20 protein-coding genes and 1 riboswitch are annotated in these 16609 nt (G+C 44.6%); of the genes, 14 read left to right on the forward strand and 6 right to left on the reverse strand.

The genetic code is table 11. The annotated features are described in order from the left end of the window. The first annotated feature begins 82 nt into the window (after nt 1-82). The 12 genes from MHZ95_RS15470 (at nt 83) to MHZ95_RS15525 (ending at nt 9861) form a co-directional block, all read left to right on the forward strand. Entirely contained in the window at nt 83-886 is an 804-nt protein-coding gene (locus MHZ95_RS15470) for a hypothetical protein (protein ID WP_239391689.1), read from the forward strand. Between the two features lie 60 nt (nt 887-946). Further along, on the forward strand, nt 947-1321 hold the full coding sequence (locus tag MHZ95_RS15475; protein WP_239391690.1) for a YhfM domain-containing protein: 375 nt from the start codon (nt 947-949) through the stop codon (nt 1319-1321). A gap of 92 nt (nt 1322-1413) precedes the next feature. Next, entirely contained in the window at nt 1414-2148 is a 735-nt protein-coding gene (locus tag MHZ95_RS15480) for a MerR family transcriptional regulator (RefSeq protein WP_239391691.1), read from the forward strand. Between the two features lie 303 nt (nt 2149-2451). Further along, complete coding sequence (locus tag MHZ95_RS15485) at nt 2452-3048, forward strand: hypothetical protein (RefSeq protein ID WP_239391692.1); 597 nt, start codon at nt 2452-2454, stop codon at nt 3046-3048. Nucleotides 3049-3177: 129 nt separating this feature from the next. Next, nucleotides 3178-5265 carry a DUF2339 domain-containing protein gene (locus tag MHZ95_RS15490; RefSeq protein ID WP_239391693.1) on the forward strand — a complete coding sequence of 696 codons (2088 nt, stop codon included), beginning with the start codon at nt 3178-3180 and terminating at the stop codon, nt 5263-5265. Nucleotides 5266-5385: 120 nt separating this feature from the next. After that, the gene (locus tag MHZ95_RS15495; RefSeq protein ID WP_239391694.1) at nt 5386-5583 is read left to right on the forward strand and encodes a helix-turn-helix transcriptional regulator; all 198 of its coding nucleotides are present in this window, start codon (nt 5386-5388) and stop codon (nt 5581-5583) included. 2 nt (nt 5584-5585) lie between these two features. Continuing rightward, nucleotides 5586-6029 carry a hypothetical protein gene (locus MHZ95_RS15500; RefSeq protein WP_239391695.1) on the forward strand — a complete coding sequence of 148 codons (444 nt, stop codon included), beginning with the start codon at nt 5586-5588 and terminating at the stop codon, nt 6027-6029. Between the two features lie 74 nt (nt 6030-6103). Further along, entirely contained in the window at nt 6104-7300 is a 1197-nt protein-coding gene (locus MHZ95_RS15505) for a class I SAM-dependent rRNA methyltransferase (protein WP_239391696.1), read from the forward strand. Between the two features lie 96 nt (nt 7301-7396). Further along, complete coding sequence (locus tag MHZ95_RS15510) at nt 7397-8017, forward strand: LysE/ArgO family amino acid transporter (RefSeq protein WP_239391697.1); 621 nt, start codon at nt 7397-7399, stop codon at nt 8015-8017. Nucleotides 8018-8121: 104 nt separating this feature from the next. Next, entirely contained in the window at nt 8122-8502 is a 381-nt protein-coding gene (locus tag MHZ95_RS15515; protein WP_239391698.1) for a hypothetical protein, read from the forward strand. A 71-nt stretch (nt 8503-8573) separates the two neighbouring features. Next, entirely contained in the window at nt 8574-9332 is a 759-nt protein-coding gene (locus tag MHZ95_RS15520) for a DUF4184 family protein (RefSeq protein ID WP_239391699.1), read from the forward strand. Next, the gene (locus MHZ95_RS15525) at nt 9322-9861 is read left to right on the forward strand and encodes a hypothetical protein (protein ID WP_239391700.1); all 540 of its coding nucleotides are present in this window, start codon (nt 9322-9324) and stop codon (nt 9859-9861) included. The genes MHZ95_RS15520 and MHZ95_RS15525 overlap by 11 nt, the downstream gene beginning before the upstream one ends. Nucleotides 9862-10040: 179 nt before the next feature. On the opposite strand, the gene MHZ95_RS15530 is transcribed toward MHZ95_RS15525, so the two are convergent. From MHZ95_RS15530 to MHZ95_RS15555, 6 genes are all read right to left on the reverse strand, one after another. Further along, nucleotides 10041-11057 carry a ThiF family adenylyltransferase gene (locus MHZ95_RS15530; RefSeq protein ID WP_239391701.1) on the reverse strand — a complete coding sequence of 339 codons (1017 nt, stop codon included), beginning with the start codon at nt 11055-11057 and terminating at the stop codon, nt 10041-10043. Then, nucleotides 11054-11827 (reverse strand): thiazole synthase, encoded by a 774-nt coding sequence (locus tag MHZ95_RS15535; RefSeq protein WP_239391819.1) that lies wholly within the window; start codon nt 11825-11827, stop codon nt 11054-11056. Before MHZ95_RS15535 ends, MHZ95_RS15530 begins: the two co-directional genes overlap by 4 nt. Beyond that, entirely contained in the window at nt 11824-12030 is a 207-nt protein-coding gene (gene thiS, locus MHZ95_RS15540; protein ID WP_239391702.1) for a sulfur carrier protein ThiS, read from the reverse strand. The genes MHZ95_RS15535 and thiS overlap by 4 nt, the downstream gene beginning before the upstream one ends. Then, entirely contained in the window at nt 11993-13081 is a 1089-nt protein-coding gene (gene thiO / locus MHZ95_RS15545; RefSeq protein ID WP_239391703.1) for a glycine oxidase ThiO, read from the reverse strand. The genes thiS and thiO overlap by 38 nt, the downstream gene beginning before the upstream one ends. Then, nucleotides 13065-13670, reverse strand: a complete 606-nt coding sequence (locus MHZ95_RS15550) for a thiamine phosphate synthase (RefSeq protein ID WP_239391704.1) — start codon at nt 13668-13670, stop codon at nt 13065-13067. The genes thiO and MHZ95_RS15550 overlap by 17 nt, the downstream gene beginning before the upstream one ends. 340 nt (nt 13671-14010) lie before the next feature. Next, nucleotides 14011-14119: riboswitch (TPP riboswitch) on the reverse strand. A gap of 57 nt (nt 14120-14176) precedes the next feature. Beyond that, entirely contained in the window at nt 14177-14896 is a 720-nt protein-coding gene (locus MHZ95_RS15555; RefSeq protein WP_239391705.1) for a YebC/PmpR family DNA-binding transcriptional regulator, read from the reverse strand. Between the two features lie 321 nt (nt 14897-15217). Here MHZ95_RS15555 and MHZ95_RS15560 point away from each other — a divergent pair, with 321 nt between their 5' ends. Then, nucleotides 15218-15901: a phosphoribosylaminoimidazolesuccinocarboxamide synthase gene (locus tag MHZ95_RS15560; protein ID WP_239391706.1), complete on the forward strand. Its 684-nt coding sequence runs from the start codon at nt 15218-15220 to the stop codon at nt 15899-15901. A gap of 129 nt (nt 15902-16030) precedes the next feature. Next, nucleotides 16031-16585, forward strand: a complete 555-nt coding sequence (locus MHZ95_RS15565; protein ID WP_239391707.1) for a superoxide dismutase family protein — start codon at nt 16031-16033, stop codon at nt 16583-16585. Nucleotides 16586-16609 lie beyond the last annotated feature (24 nt).

Here is a 16609-nt window from a genome sequence, read left to right on the forward strand (position 1 = left end):
AATACAGTTTGAATGCAATCAAACACTTCAAGGATGCAAGCAAATAAGGCAATATAGAGGAAAGGGACGGTGACAAAGGGAAATGAAAGAAATTTATAAGAAAACATCGAAAGTCAGTTTTATTGGTGGCATTGGTGCCGCGATTTTCGGAATCATTTTTTACTTCTTCGGTTATAAGGACTTTGCAACAAATGGCGATATTTTAGGGTACGCTTTCCTATTTGCAGTGATTTCCATTGGCGCCGGGTTTTATTTCAAAAATGCATATGAAAAACTGAGCAATGATACAAGTAGTCCAGGGGAAAGCAGGTTGAACTTGGAAAGTCTAAACGAATTGATTTTTCAGCGGGTCCCCTCATTTTTGCCGAAGGTTTACAATGTGGATGCCAATGGCGAACCTGTATTTAAAATAGAGACATCAGCAGACAATATGTCGAAGTGGCTGACGGTTTTTGACCTGTTTGAAAAAGGGTTTGTCATTCCCGTGCACTACGCCATTTCCGATATGGAAGGACAACCGATCGCAACGTTTACTATCAAAGATAATTTGAAACGGTCCGAACTCACATTAATGAAACCGGATGGAACGCGAATCGGTACCTATATCCAACACCTATCCAAATCCGCGCTCAAAAATCGTGGGGTCCTCTATCACACAGACGGTTCAGTCTGGCGAGAACTAGAAGCCAAAAACATGGCGGGCGACATCGATGTGAAAGATGAAGAAGGCAGCATGACCGCGTCATACCGCTTTGGCGTGTTTCCACATGCGATGAAACCGGCATTTCAAAGCACAGCGCATCATGAACATATGCGATTGGGCATACATATTTCAGACGATGAAAAACTGGCGTATGCGATGATTTTCTATTTGTGGTTGAAGTAAGAACAATTATGAAACTTAATTTGATTGGAGGGGACTAATTAGTTAACGGAGGTGTTTTGAATGAGGAAGTTGTTTTTAGGACTGATCATGGGCGTTCTTTTCATGAGTGGATGTTCGGCAGGGGCAAGTATGGAGGATGAAAAAGTAAGTATTTACGAGATGAAAAGCTTTGCGGAAATTCGTAAAAATTCATTGATTACCTTTACAGATACTAAAGTTGAGAATACTTTTGCGGAGGCATTCCATAGCGCTGAAAGAGTACCAGGTATCGTTGATATGGCAGATCCGGATTATAGAGTGGAATTTGGAGACGAGGCCTACTTTCTATGGATGGGTGAAGAACATGGAACGATTATGAATACAAATGATACGCATACGATCTACACGCTATCAAAAAGTTCGGCAAAAATGATATATGAGTTGTTGAATCAATAACCAGTGGAAAAGAGTATAAATATCTTCTTTTTCATGTTGACCCTTACGTTACGTCATGCTCTATAGTTGTTTTTGAAGGGAGGCCACGAACGATGAAAGTGAAAGAAGTAGCACAGTTAACCGGTGTCAGTGTGCGCACACTCCATCATTATGATGACATCGGATTGCTCACGCCGGATGATACGACAGAAGCAGGGTACCGGCTTTATTCCGACGATAATCTGGCGACGTTGCAGCAAATATTATTCTTTCGTGAACTCGGCTTCTCTTTGAAGAAAATCAAAGAATTGTTGGATAGTCCTTCATTTGACCGTCAAGAAGCATTGGAAATGCAACGCAGAATGCTGATTGAGGAGCGCGAGAGGCTGGATCGGGTCATCGAGACAATTGAGAAGACCATTCAACATGAAAAAGGAGAGATCATCATGACGAACGAAGAGAAATTTAAAGGGTTCGATTTTAGCCATAATCCATATGAAAAAGAGGCGAGAGATCGCTGGGGTGATAAGGCAGTAGATAAGGCGAATAAAAAGGCGGGGCAGTTTGGACCGGAATTAGGGGAAGAGATGAACCGTATTTATTTTAACTTGGCGAGCTTGAGACACCTTGATCCGGCTTCGGATGAAGCACAAGCGGGGATTGCAAAGTGGTTTGAGTTTTTGAATAAGATGGGTGAATATTCGTTAGAGGCATTTAAAGGACTCGGCGAAATGTATGTTGCCGATGAGCGGTTTACCAAAAATATTGATCAGTTTGGGGAGGGGCTGGCGGAGTTTATGTGTGGGGCTATGGGGGAGTATGCGAGACGAAATCATCTAAAAAAGTGAGTAATAATCAGGGGAGAGCTAAGTTGTTCTCCTTTTTTGATATAAAGTTAATACAAATCCGCAGAGTAAGCGAGATTATACGCTCTGCGTTTTAATTAGTTCCGAATTAAGTGGAGAATATGAAACTTAGCCCTACACGCAAACGTATAATTAAGTGAGAAGATTACCAGCAACTGTCTGGAATCCCCGTATCACGAACTAAGACCTGGGGCTTAGACAGTTTCCATCCGCAGCCGGTTTAGCATAATGGTTGGAAAGTACATAATGGGTGTAACGGTAAGAGAGCGTGAGGGGGCGATCGCCATGGGAAAAACAATTTATATTGTCTTAACGGATACGGGCACGTTGCTGTCAAAAGCGATCGGCATGTACACCCGAAAAGATTTGAATCATGCGTCAATCGCTTTTGATGAGGGATTGACAGAGATGTACAGTTTCGGACGCAAACAACCACATAATCCTTTTATTGGTGGATTTGTTCAGGAAAATGTTTCGGAAGGTATATTTAGGGATGCGAATTGCGCAGTGTTCAGATGTCCTGTCAGTGATGGGGAATATGAAAAGATGCGCCAGAAAATTCGTTTTATCGAGCAAAATAAAGATCGTTATAAATATAATTTTATCGGTTTATTTGGCGTAGCCTTTAACGTTAAAATTCAACGTGAACATGCATTTTTCTGTTCGCAATTTGTGGCAACTATTGTGAATGAAGGCGGAGTACCGATGTTTACGATTAAGCCAAATCTCGTCCAACCGCATCATTTTACAAACGTGCCTTGCTTAACGCAAGTGTTTGAAGGGAAATTGCAATCATACCTAACGAAAGTCCGAGGGAAGCAAGAACGACAGCCAGTCCGGATGGGGTTATGGAAAAGTTTAGTGGTCCGATTGCTAGCTTAAGTCATTCATACGATAAGAGAGCCATTTTTCTAGACAGGGAAGAATGGTTCATTTTTTTGTTGTGGTTGTCAGTATATTTTGATAGTATGCTATGATTTTGGAAAAGCAACTGGTAAAGGGGTGAGTATGTTGGATGAAGAGTTGCAGAAAGTCCTGGAAAGAGTGTCCGATTTAGAAAAGGAAGTGGCGTTGTTAAAGCAGCAATTGGCTCGGCAAGGGGTGGCGTCAAATCCTATGAAAGAGCCTGCACCCACGATTCAGGTAGCGAAAACGAAGCAATTTCCTGATAAGCCGGTTATTGCGAAGCGAGAGCCTGAACGGGAGATTCCTAGTCAACCAACCGTGAAGAAAGAGTTTGATCTAGAAAAAGTGTTGAGTACTTGGTTGCCGCGTGTTTTCATGTTTATCCTTCTGTTGGGTGTATTGTGGGGACTGAAAGTTGGCATGGATCATGGTTTTATTACGACTGCTGTGCGGGTAGCATTGGGTTATGCAGGGACGATTCTACTTTACTACTTAGGGATGCGCTATTATACGAGTGGCAAAAAAGGGTTTGGGTTGACGTTGTTGGGCGGTTTTATCGGGCTTGGGATTTTGACGACGTTTGCGGCGCATCATCTGTATGGCTATTTGAGTTTTATGGCTGCCTTTGTTATAGGCGTAGCATACATTATTGCGGGCTTGCTGTTGTCGAGAAAGACACAATCTGAAACGTTGACAATCTTTTCGGGAATTGCGGGGTTTTTACTGCCCTTTTTATTGGAGGGGACAGGAGCTACTGCGGTTCAATTTTGTTTGTATATTCTACTATTATTTCTATCGCTGTTTTATGTGTCGATTAGTCAAAAGCATAAGATTACTTTCTATGTGATGTTCTTATTATTTCACTTCACCTTGTTCTTTTACGCGGTTCTGGATGGTGTGTATGGGGAAGAGTGGATACTGGTTGGGACGGTGTTAATTCAACATAGTATACTTCTTTTCTTCTATTTGAGAGGCAGTATTTCTAAAAGTGTTTTTTCGGAAGCGCTGTTGTATACGAATTTTGTGATGACAATCGGTTGGGTGAAGATGCTGGATCATGTGCCGGAAGTGACGGTTTATGGCTTGTTTGCCTTACTGTATAGTGCACTTGCAATCTATTCGTTTTGGAAGAAGGACAGTGCGCTGCGGGGCGTGTTGTCTGCTGTCGCGCTATTTGCGGTTTGTGTGTTCATCCTCGCCTTCGATTTGCAGGATGAACGGGTTATTTTGCTGCTACTAATTTTAAATGGGACCATGGGTATATGGATCGGTTTACGTTATCGGACCGTGCGGACGGTTGTGACGGGTTCGGTCATTTATCTATTTACGATTCCTAACGTGTTAACGGGAATGTATTTTGAGACGTTTTGGTCGCTGGAGCATATTGTCTGGCTGGTTTTTCTTGCTTCAGTTGGTTGGTTATTTTACACGGTCTATCGATATACGCCTAGATTTTTAGTCGGAAAAACGGTCGTGATCGATAGAAGTTTAATCATTGGTCAAGTGTTTGTGTTGATCTATGTCAATAAATTAACGAGATTGTGGTTGGCAAGTACTTCTTTGTCGTTTACTACGGAGCTGCATGTTCAATGGTTTGTGTTACTGGTGGTACTATGCGCGATGTATGTTTTGCATAGGTGGCAAAGGGGATTGTATATAGCGCATGGGGCAGTCCTGTTGTTTCTAGTCACAGTTTTCGGGGTAGTGCTGTGGGGCGTGGGCGCGTCTAATCGCCACTGCGAGTTTTTGTTCAATTTAATTGTCCAGTTTGCTTATGTGGCAGTGCTCACTGCTTTGATCGGCGCGATTGTGAAGGATCGGTTTTATGTCACACAGGAAAAGTTGAAGGTTGGTATCTCGGGGTTAGCGGTTCTGATGCAAATCATTTATTTTATTTTCTTGAATAAATGGTTTTTCGCTATTGCCAAAGTGTATGCGTGGGAATTAGAGTACATTTTATTTGTTCACACATTTCTGCTGTTTGCTTTTGCTTTCTTATCCATTAGCGCGGGTGGCAAGTTGCAGTGGAAGCCGGTTAAATTCATCGGTGCAGGGCTGATTGTTGTATGTGTGTTGAAGCTCTTTATCATTGATCTGGCTAGTATTTCGATTTTGGTACGGGCGATCTTATTTACGATTGTCGGAGTTGTTGGTTTGGCTTATTCGCGAACCTTATTGAAGGAAGAGAAGTAGTGGGAGAGATTCTACTGCTTTTTTTGTTGGAATAAAGTAATGATATAGTTTACTTTGTGTCAGATATATTTGACATTAAATGCTGATTTTGCGTATAATTTCTTCAACAGGAGGTTTCCGATGGCGAAGAATTTACGGATCAAGGCTGCGCGTGCAGCGAAGGATATGTCGCAAAAAGAAGTGGCCGAGGCAATCGGTATTACGAGACAGACAATGAATGCGATTGAAAACGGCGACTATAATCCATCCCTGAAATTATGCATTGCGGTATGTAAAGTGCTCGATAAAACATTGGATGAATTATTTTGGGAGGAATAAAGATGAAACAAGATCGTTATGACGAATTCCAAATTGCGAAAAGGCATCGACTTGGTTTTCAAGCATTCTTTTTGACGATAGCACTCATTGTTGCGAATGGAATCATAAAAATGAATTATATATGGGCGGAACCTTTGATGGAAATGTTGGTGTTGATGTATATCCCATTGACCTATTTGACAGCGGCGATGATTTGGAAAGGAGCCTATACGAGTAAAAAAGTGAAGAACCCAAATGTGTATATTCCAATGTTTGGATTGGTTGTCCTGTTTAACTGGTTTGTGATTGGTCAATCGATTTGGAGCGGCGTGTTTGTCATAGTGGAGGATGGGATGTTGGCGACGAGTTCAGGCATTCTATTTACAACGATATTTTTTACATTGGCAACGATTGCGATGATTATGCGACGGGCTGCTGATTTACGGATGTTGCGGGCGGAATCATAAAAGTACTTTGTCAATTTCGCAATTCCGGTGTAAACATGCGATAATAAGAAAAAAGACGAAGACAGGATGACAGTATGACAAAAACAATCGATGTACAAGTGAATGCAAAAAATATTGCAGATATTAAAAAAGGTTATCCACTGATTTTGAAAGAAGCAATCATCAATCCGGATGCACTTCGTGAAGAAGGAAGCATCATTCGACTCCTCGACCGAAATCGGCAATTCGTGGCGAAAGGCTATTATGGCAATCAAAACAAAGGGATTGGCTGGGTGTTGACGCGAAAAGAGGATGAAGAGATTGATTTTGATTTCTTCGAATCCAAAATTGCGGCGGCGCTTGCACGGCGGGAAGCTTTATTCGCAGACCCGGAGACGACGGCGTTCCGTGTGTTCAACGGGGAAGGCGACGGCATCGGCGGGTTGACAATCGATTATTTCGACGGCTTTTATATGGTGAGTTGGTACAGTGAAGGGATTTATTCGCTGAAGCATCATGTGTATGGTGTGTTGGATAAAATCGTTGATTACAAAGGTGTGTATGAGAAGAAGCGTTTTGACACGAAAGGGCAATACATTGAGCAAGATGACTTCGTCAAAGGAGAGCAAGGCGAGTTTCCGATCATCGTCAAAGAAAACGGCATGAACTTCGCGGTCAATTTGAATGATGGCGCCATGACCGGCATTTTCTTGGATCAGCGGGATGTGCGCAAGGCGATTCGTGACCACTATGCCAAAGGGAAAAATGTGTTAAATACGTTTTCCTATACAGGTGCGTTTTCGGTTGCGGCAGCACTTGGCGGGGCGATGAAGACGACGAGTGTTGATCTGGCGAAGCGCAGTTTGGCGAAGACAATCGAGCAGTTCAGTGTGAATGGCATCGATTACGAACAGCAAGATATTAAAGTGATGGATGTCTTCGATTATTTCCGTTATGCGAAACGGCATGAATTGAAATTCGATCTTGTTGTGCTAGATCCTCCAAGCTTTGCACGTTCTAAGAAGTATACGTTTAGCACGGCGAAGGATTATCCTGCATTGCTGAAAGATGCGATCGCCATTACGGAGAAAAACGGTGTGATTGTTGCTTCAACGAACAATTCGAGTTTCGGCATGAAGAAATTCAAAACGTTCATTGAGCAAGCATTCAACGAAGCTGGATCGAAATATAAAATTCTTGAAGAGTCTTCGTTGCCGAAGGATTTCCGAACGAATCGCGATTATCCGGAGTTTAACTATTTGAAGGTTGTTATTTTGCAGAAGTTGAAATAAAAAAACGAAGCCGAGCCAGTGTTCAACTGGTACGGCTTCGTTTTTTAGGAAAGAAGTTAAAGCATTTTGATAGATTAGGGGAGAAGGAGAGAGACTGTGACTGAAGCAATTATACATGGCATGATTCTTGCGTTCGGGCTGATTGTGCCGTTAGGGGTTCAAAATGTATTCGTTTTTAATCAGGGGGCGTTGCAGCCGACATTGACACGAGCGCTTCCGGTTGTTGTGACAGCGGGGATTTGTGACACGATTTTGATTGTGGCGGCGGTGTCAGGCGTTTCGCTTCTTGTGCTGACGTTCGCTTGGCTGGAAAATATCATTTTCGGCGTTGGGCTATTATTTTTAGTATACATAGGGTGGACGCTTTGGCGGAGTGATGCGGCATCGATGCAAGTGGATGGCGAACGGTTTTCGATGAAGAAGCAAATCATTTTCGCGGCATCTGTTTCATTGCTGAATCCGCATGCCATTCTTGACACGATTGGCGTGATCGGATCGAACTCCTTGAATTATGCGGGGGATGTCCGGGTGGCGTTCACGTTGACGACGATCATTGTTTCATGGCTATGGTTTTTAGGACTGGCGGTGGCTGGACGCTATTTCGGCAATCTGGATTCGAGCGGGAAGCTGATGGCGTTGTTGAATAAGATTTCTGCACTCGTCGTCTGGGGAGTTGCTGTCTATATGGCGATCCGATTGATTGGGAATATAGGGTGATAGCTTCACAATTGGGATTGTCACAAATCCGTCGGGAGACAAATACTGGTTTTCTTAGTACGCTAAGCATAACAAGTTGGGAAATTTTGTGAGGGGTTGTTGCGATGAAAAAAGGTCTGTTGCTTCTACTACTGATCAGCGTGCTGGCGGGTTGTGCGAATGTATATAGTGAAGAAGAGGGCTATCGCATGGCGATCATCAATCATGGTTTTCCAGTTCCGAAAAACGCAAGTGAAATAAAGCCTGAAGCGTGTACGACGGAAATTGCGAAATCGGCGAAGTATAAGTTGAAAGGGATTGGCGGAGAGCAAGGCGAACCCCCACCCCATTACTTGGAGGAAATTGAGAAATGGGGCTGGACAGAGTCGGAAGAAAGACGTTCCGATCATGCTCGTTTTTATGAAAAAGAAGGAAAAGTCATCTCACTTGTGTTCCAACAAGATATTTTTGACGTGTTTGAAATGAGTAAAGAAGTGACGGAGTAAGGAATCCATGAGGAATGGGTTTCTTTTTTTATAAAACATCAGTCATGAAAAACATATAGGAGTCCACAACAATGCCCTTAACTTTTGCACATCCGGCTGCCGTATTGCCATTCTCCAGAAAAAGTAAATATATCAATTTTTCCGCCATGTTTTTAGGAAGTATGGCGCCTGATTTTGAATACTTTTTAAGAGGTCGCCCTATGGGGGAAATCGGTCATACCTTTGCAGGATTTGTCTATTTTAATCTACCTTTAGTTGCTGTCATTTATTTTATTTATCATTTCTTTATCCATCAAACGTTGTTCAACCACTTACCGGTTTTTCTACAAGATGCTTCTACAAATAGGGTAGAAACTAGTGCTTGGTTGAAGGTAGTCGTTTTTATTTATTCCACCTTGTTTGGCATGCTTACACATGTAGTGTGGGATTCTTTTACACATATCAATGGATATATGGTTCTGAGATTTCCTGCATTACTTACCAACACTTATAACATCTATGGGTTTGATATACCTTTGTATAAGTTTTTACAACATGGCAGTACAGTAGTGGGGATCGCTTTGATAGTTGGTTATTTGTATGTCAGGGCGCTCCTGTATAGACAAAAAAATACAACAGTGTCCACGCAACGTAAACTGATGTTTTGGACCTCGCTTTTTCTTTTATCAGCAGCAATTGTATGTTTTTGGTATATAATAGACTATATTTCTGTTTCAAGTTACGGAATAGCTGTAGTCAGAATCATAGACTCTTTTTTTATGAGCTTATTATTCATTTCATTGTTCCATAAAAAACATCTTAAAGATTGCGGTGAAGCTGTTGAAGAATAAGAAATTACTGGTCTTTGTCCTTCTTGTGATGGGAGCGGTCCTTTATTTCGCTATCCCACGGACGCTTTATGGCAACGACGAGGAATCCATTGTCAAGGTGATTCGGTCGATTGAAGGCTATACAGTACCAACGGCAAACATTGACATAGTGGAAATAAAAGATATTGAGGAAAATCGGGTTGTCAGTTTTCTGTACGATAATATGCCTGCATATGCTCATTTTATAAAAAATTCAATGGGGAATTATCGATGGGTGTATGTAGAAAAAAGTGGTGAAGTATCTCTTGCACAATTTATGGTTAATAGAATCAGGGGGGAAGATGACGCTCCGGTGATGTTATTCGTCGCAAACGGGGAAAACGAAGTCGCGAAAATCCAAGTAATTGTGAATGACGAAGTACTGGAAACAGAAATCACTCCGCATACAATGGATGTAGCGTGGGTGGAAATACCGGGAACAAATGAAAAAAGCTATCGGTTTGACTATATGTATTATGATGAAGAAGGAAACCGGATTGGCGATGATTGAAGCTGAAGAGGGAGAATCCAGCATGATTGGATTCTCCTTTTGTGATGGTAGTAAAGTCTTGATTCACCAATTAGTCAATGATAAGCGCCAATAACGTGTTGGGGAACGCCAAGAAGTCGCTTGTTAGTGCCAATAAACGACCGGCGAACGCCAATAACAAAGACCAAAACGCCAATATTTCACCCAAGCAACCCCGCCGCAATCTTTTTCGCCGCCACAACATCTTTCGTGCCATGCACCAGCATCCGACCGTCGCGGAACAGGACAATCCGGTGTCCGTTGTATTCACAGGCAACGAGATGAGGGTTGTGGATCAATTTTGAGACGGTTCCTTGAATGGATTCTGCGAAAGAGACAAGCTCAAACTTTCGACTCTCCGGAAAGGACAACTGGACGGTTTCGCGTCCGCAAAGTACCGCTGTCCGCATTGATTCACGTGTTGAAAGGAATGGATACACCGCGTTTTCCGAGCAGCTCGGGCAGCCGGCTTTTTTCATGCTAGCGACACCGATTGAAGCGCGATCTCCTGTCCACAAATCAGTGGATTCAAGTTTCGGATCAAACTGCGTCCCGGTCAAATATTTCAACACATCCGCCACTTGCCGGGCAGCTGTCGTCACAACGATCGGGCTGATGACGCCAACGGTATCGCATGTCATTGTTTGCGAGGGCAATGTTTCCAACAAACAATGGAGGCATGGCTGACCATCCTGCACACCGATTGGAAATGTCAGCCCGTAACTGCCGACACAGGCGCCCATGAAGAAAGGGATGCCCAACTTCAACGCCGCATCATTGGCGAGTAGTCTCGTTTCAATATTGTCCGTCGCATCCAAAACGACATCATGTCCACCAATCAAATCAAGGACATTTTGAGGCGTCACATCGGCGACAACTCCGGTTACATGGACGTCACCGTTAATAGCTCGCAACCGTTTCTCTGCCGCCACCGCTTTCGGCAACTGATCAAGCACATCCTGCTCTGTGTACAATTGTTGCCGATGCAAATTTGTCCATTCAATAATATCCCGATCGACGATGGTAACACGACCGACCCCAGCGCGGACCAGCATTTCAGCACCAGAGGAACCGAGCGCTCCTGCGCCCAAAACGAAAACGCTCGCCTCGCGAATACATTTTTGTCCAGCTTCGCCAATCGGTGCGAACAGTTCCTGCCGTGAATATTTGCTGCTCAATTCGGCACAAGTCCTTCCATTGGGCTGCTCGCCACGGCATAATCCCGTTCGGGCATTCGCCCCGCTTCATAGCCCAGTCTTCCTGCCTCGATTGCAAGTTTCATCGCTTGTGACATTTTCACAGGATCTCCGGCTTCCGATACTGCCGTGTTCAATAAAACTCCGTCCGCGCCGAGTTCCATCGCATAAGCTGCATCTTTTGGTGAGCCGATTCCTGCGTCAATAATGACTGGCACTTCCGATTGCTCGATGATGAACGATAAATTGAGCGGATTCAAAATGCCACGTCCCGAGCCGATCGGGGAAGCGCCCGGCATGATGGCATGGACGCCCAATTCACAAAGCTTGCGTGCGAGCACGACGTCATCGGATGTATAAGGTAGGACGATAAAGCCTTCATCTAATAGCATTTCCGTCGCCCGTAATGTTTCCACGGGATCAGGAAGCAGGGAACGGTCACAACCGATAATTTCCACTTTCACCATATCGCAAAGACCGGATGCTTTTGCCAATTTCGCAATGCGCACCGCTTCTTCTGCTGTTTTCGCGCCGGCTGTATTCGGCAACAATGTGTATTTCGAAAGATCGAGCTGTTCCAGGAAGTTCGGTTGCGTCGGTTCGAAAATATTCATCCTTCTGACCGCAAATGTCAAAATTTCGGATTCTGATACACGCACCGCTTCTTTTTGCACTTCAAATGATGGGTATTTCCCTGTTCCTAACAGCAGCCTGGAGTTAAATGTTTTATTGCCAATGGTTAACATGGTTATCCGCCTCCTACAAAGTGAATGATTTCGATTTGGTCTCGGTCGTTGATGGGTTGGTCATATGCGTCTTTCGCAAGAATATCCCTGTTCATTTCCACAATGACGATCCGCTCCGCCAGCTCCAGATGACTAAGCAATTCCTGTACATTTCCGACTTCTGCGGGTACGTCAAACCGGTTGCCGTTTAGTTCGATTGTTCGCTCCATGAAAAATCCCCCTTTTCGGATCGAATGTCTCAATCCGTTCTGTATGCACTTCATGTCCTACAATTAGATCCCTGATCATACAAGCTGTTGCCGGTGCTAATAAAATCCCGTTGCGAAAATGACCTGCAGCGATATACATATTTTCTTTCCCGGGTATCTGCCCGATATAAGGTAGCTCATCAACCGTTTTCGGACGGAAACCTGCCCAGCGTTTCAGGACAGGGAAGCGGGAAAGTCCCGGGATGAAACGTTCCGCAATAGCATTCAACGCAAAATTTCCTGCAATGTTCGTCTGTAAATCTGATTCATCCGGCTCCATGGTCGCTCCGACGACGAGTGTGCCATCCAAACGCGGCACAACATAGCAACCTTGATGGAATAACGTATAGGGCAAGTCGATTCCCATCGCATCGAGCTGCATGCATTGTCCTTTGACAGTTGTCATTTGCAGTCCCGGCAACAGCTTGGCACTTGCCGCACCACCCGCGATGACGATATGTGTTGCAGTCCAATCGGCTATTCGATAACCTGCATCGACCGTTTCCACTTTTGTTACGTGAACGTGTTCTGACAGGGTGGCGCCGAGTTTTTCCGCAGCTTTCCAAAAGGCGAGGGCTGCCTTTTCCGGATGAACATGTACGTCATCCTCGAAAATGGAGGCGCCAAATGGAGGTGGGACAATGTCAGGCATCCGTTCACAAACTTGTTCGGGTGATAGATGAGTGGCCTCGTGCCAGCGCGATAATGCCAGCCGCTCTTCTTCAGTTCGAGCCAATTGTAAGATCCCGCCTGCTGTATAGCCGAAGTCAATCTCGGAATGATTACAGAATGCTTGATAGAGTGCCTGGCTTTCGCGTGCGAATGAATAGAATGTCTCGTTCAAGTATTCGGAGTGGGCGCCGAGCATGCCCGCAGCCGCCCGCGTCGTTGCTTGGGCGATGGAACCGCGCTCCACAAGGTGAACGGATAACCCAGCTTTCGCCGTGTAATAAGCGACACTGCACCCGATGATCCCGCCACCGATTATGATGACATCAACCTTTTGCGACATTTTGCACCTCCCGATAACCGTCCGCTGCCTTCCGAGGGTTGTCATTACCAAAAATGGAAGACATGACGGCGACGCCTGCCACGCCGGATTGCTTCAATGCCGGGAGGTGTTTAGGTTGGATCCCACCAATCGCATAAACAGGGATGGAAAGTGACTCAACGATTTGAAAAAGTTCTTCCGTCCCTCGTGGAGACAAACCTTCTTTTGAGTCCGTTGCAAATAGATGTCCATAGAGCAGCCAATCAGCCCCAGCTGTATAGGCGGCTTCCGCTTCCTCGAAGGAGTGGGTGGATCGCCCGAAGGACAGCGAAGGGAATTGCTGTTTGGCCAAGGGGAGGGGTGCTCCATGTCCGGGTAGCTGTACTTTTTCAATCCCGGTCATGGCGGCGATATCCGCCCGTCCATGGACAATGATTTTGGCTGAGTCAAACCCAGATGCTTTTAATGTCTGGATCAAATCGATTACTTCAGCATCGGTTTTCGACTTCTCTCGTAAAATGACGGCATCGATGACTTGTTCGATTTCAAGTAGTGTGCCAATCAGTTGTTCATTGGGTATTCGGTCATTTGTTACGGCAATTAACTTCATTAAATACCTCCTTTTTCACATCAATTACGCCTCGGCGTAATTGCGTCCAGATTTTGAATCGAGCTTGAGGCCAAAAGGACGTTGGTCATGCAACCGTTGCCAATCGAACAACGAAGGGTTCGATTTGCCGTATTTCTGCGTCCTTTGCAGAAATTAAGGCACTTTCTTTCAGGACGCGGCGAACTTAGGTTGCCTTCCTTCTCTCCTTTCAAAATCTGTGACATCCGCCGGAGGCTTTATCTTCATTCAGCAGAAGGTTGAAAACCTGCTGAATGAAGATAAAAAGACCACTTTCCGGGTATGGAAAGTGGTCTGTCATTTACATAAGGATGCACTTGAAAAAGACGACGCGCCACTTCCCTCCGCAGGTACGAACCTGTTCAGGTAATAAGGGTATCGGAGTAACACTCGTCTCTCAGTCCTTTAAAAGGATTCCCCTAATGGTCGAATTGATTATGAAATTATCAATCTGTCCTTAGCATAACATGTTTTCTGAATTGTAGCAATCAATCGTCCAAATCGACGTTATGGTAAACTTGTTGCACATCTTCCAAATCATCGAGTGCATCGATCATTTTTTCGAATTGCGCTTGTGCATCGGGATCGAGTTGCACATCATTTTGTGCAAGCATTGTCAGCTCGGCGACGGAGAACTCTGTGATGCCGACACTTTTAAACGCTTCTTGTACAGCATGGAATTGGTCAGGCTCCGCGTAGACGATGACGGCTTCCTCTTCCTCTAAAATATCCCGCACTTCGATATCTGCGTCCATTAATAATTCCAGCACTTCATCAGCTGTTTTGCCTTCTAGAGCAAAAACCGCTGTGGCGTCGAACATGTACGAAACGGATCCGCTGACACCCATATTGCCGCCGTTTTTCCCGAAGGCTGCCCGTACTTCCGAAGCAGTACGATTCACATTATTGGTCAATGTATCGACAATAACCATTGAACCGTTGGGACCGAAGCCTTCGTAACGAAGTTCGTCGAAGTTTTCATCCGCTCCGCCTTTTGCTTTTTCGATGGCACGGTCAATGATGGCTTTTGGTACACTATATGTTTTGGCGCGCTCCACAACGATTTTAAGGGCTTGATTCAACTCGGGATCGGGCTCGCCTTGTCTTGCAGCCACATAAATTTCACGGCCAAACTTTGCGTAAATCCGGCTTGTATTGGCATCCTTTGAGGCTTTCTTTTCCTTGATGTTATTCCATTTACGACCCATAGGGGACCACTCTCTTTCGCTCTCGGTTAGTATTACTTCAATAATTATACAACAGCAAATCGCAGGATGACGAGTGGGAACTTCAAAAAAATGGGCGATGGGTGGTTTCAGTTTCTGAAGAAGCAAGTAGTGAAATCCGAACGAAGTTGATTTTTGTTCCAATAGACGAAAATAGAATGCTATATTTACGAATGTTAATTTGTTTGGCATCATGAAGGTTCGTATTTGGGGTTAAAAAAGACAATTATGAAATTGATTCACATGTGAAATTAGCTTATAATAAAAAAGCAATCCATTTTCTTATGGAAAGGAAACGTGGACATGGAACTTATTTATCAAGGCAAGACGAAAGATGTATACAAATTAGAAGGCGGCAATGTGCTATTAAAATTTAAAGATGATGTAACTGGAGAAGACGGTGTTTTCGATCCAGGTGCCAATACGGTTGGTTTGACGATCGAGGGAGCAGGAAAGTCAGGTCTCCGGATGACAAAGTATTTCTTTGAAAAACTAGCGGAGAAAGGGATTCCAACACATTATGTCGATGCGAATATCGACGAGGTGACAATGGAAGTGAAAGCCGCGACAATGTTTGGCAAAGGTCTTGAAGTCATTTGCAGATACCGTGCAGTCGGCAGTTTCTTGCGCAGATATGGTGCCTATTGCGAAGAGGGACAACCGTTGGATGCATTCGTCGAAGTGACACTGAAAGATGATGATCGCAAGGACCCGCCGATTTCGAAGGACGGGCTTGCGCAACTCGACATCTTGACGAAAGAGGAATACGATACGCTTGAAGCGTTGACGAAACAAATTTCTGATGTGGTGAAAGAAGAACTCGCGGCAAAAGGTCTTGAGCTGTACGACATCAAACTTGAATTCGGCCGTGACGGGGCCACAGGGGATGTCATGCTAATTGACGAAATTTCCGGTGGCAATATGCGCGTTTACAAAGACGGTACGTATATCCCGCCGATGGATCTTGAGAAATTGGTACTAGCGTAAATGACAACCCGCTGTTCATTCCGAAAATGGAATGGATAGCGGGTTTTGTTTTGCAACGAATAGGAATAATTTTCCAGAATTAATCTATCGCATAATGGGCATCCTGCTGGCAGAAGAGGAGGATGCAAATTGAAGCATAATACCATATTGGTTATGAGCTTGTTAGCGTTGCTCGTTGTGGGAGGCTGCGCGAGTAAAGGGAAGGCGTTGCCGGTAAGTGGAGAGAACGTCAAATCGGTGGCGGCACCGATTGTGAATACGAAGGGCGAGGAGATCGGTGAGGCCAGTTTTGTAGAGGCGGGAGATGGTTTGACGATCAGTATTCAAGCTGAAAATATTCCGGCTGGCGTGCATGGGCTACATATCCATGAAACAGGTGTCTGCACACCACCTGATTTTACCTCGGCTGGTGCTCACTTCAACCCGACGCATAAAGAGCATGGCTTTGAAAATCCCAAAGGGTTCCATTTAGGCGATCTACCGAATATTGAAGTGGGTGAGGACGGTAAAGTTTCTGTGAAAGTGACCACCGCTGAACTTACATTGAAAACGACTGCTCAAAATTCCATTCTAGATCAGGATGGCAGTGCACTTGTCATTCATGAAAAAGAAGATGACTACAAAACCGATCCGGCGGGCAATTCAGGTGACCGCATCGCTTGTGCAGCCATTACAAGGAAGTGAATAGAGCGCAAAGACCGGTCCGTA

Origin of the sequence: Sporosarcina sp. ACRSM, from assembly GCF_022346545.1 — a bacterium.
Taxonomy (GTDB): domain Bacteria; phylum Bacillota; class Bacilli; order Bacillales_A; family Planococcaceae; genus Sporosarcina.

Bases quoted from the DNA above. Each gene is read 5' to 3' on its own strand.
- MHZ95_RS15470 (WP_239391689.1), top strand. From the start codon at position 83: ATGAAAGAAATTTATAAGAAAACATCGAAAGTCAGTTTTATTGGTGGC.
- MHZ95_RS15485 (WP_239391692.1), top strand. From the start codon at position 2,452: ATGGGAAAAACAATTTATATTGTCTTAACGGATACGGGCACGTTGCTG.
- MHZ95_RS15475 (WP_239391690.1), top strand. From the start codon at position 947: ATGAGGAAGTTGTTTTTAGGACTGATCATGGGCGTTCTTTTCATGAGT.
- MHZ95_RS15520 (WP_239391699.1), top strand. From the start codon at position 8,574: ATGCCCTTAACTTTTGCACATCCGGCTGCCGTATTGCCATTCTCCAGA.
- MHZ95_RS15495 (WP_239391694.1), top strand. From the start codon at position 5,386: ATGGCGAAGAATTTACGGATCAAGGCTGCGCGTGCAGCGAAGGATATG.
- MHZ95_RS15560 (WP_239391706.1), top strand. From the start codon at position 15,218: ATGGAACTTATTTATCAAGGCAAGACGAAAGATGTATACAAATTAGAA.
- MHZ95_RS15555 (WP_239391705.1), bottom strand. From the start codon at position 14,896: ATGGGTCGTAAATGGAATAACATCAAGGAAAAGAAAGCCTCAAAGGAT.
- thiS (WP_239391702.1), bottom strand. From the start codon at position 12,030: ATGGAGCGAACAATCGAACTAAACGGCAACCGGTTTGACGTACCCGCA.
- MHZ95_RS15515 (WP_239391698.1), top strand. From the start codon at position 8,122: ATGAAAAAAGGTCTGTTGCTTCTACTACTGATCAGCGTGCTGGCGGGT.
- MHZ95_RS15505 (WP_239391696.1), top strand. From the start codon at position 6,104: ATGACAAAAACAATCGATGTACAAGTGAATGCAAAAAATATTGCAGAT.
- MHZ95_RS15550 (WP_239391704.1), bottom strand. From the start codon at position 13,670: ATGAAGTTAATTGCCGTAACAAATGACCGAATACCCAATGAACAACTG.
- thiO (WP_239391703.1), bottom strand. From the start codon at position 13,081: ATGTCGCAAAAGGTTGATGTCATCATAATCGGTGGCGGGATCATCGGG.
- MHZ95_RS15500 (WP_239391695.1), top strand. From the start codon at position 5,586: ATGAAACAAGATCGTTATGACGAATTCCAAATTGCGAAAAGGCATCGA.
- MHZ95_RS15480 (WP_239391691.1), top strand. From the start codon at position 1,414: ATGAAAGTGAAAGAAGTAGCACAGTTAACCGGTGTCAGTGTGCGCACA.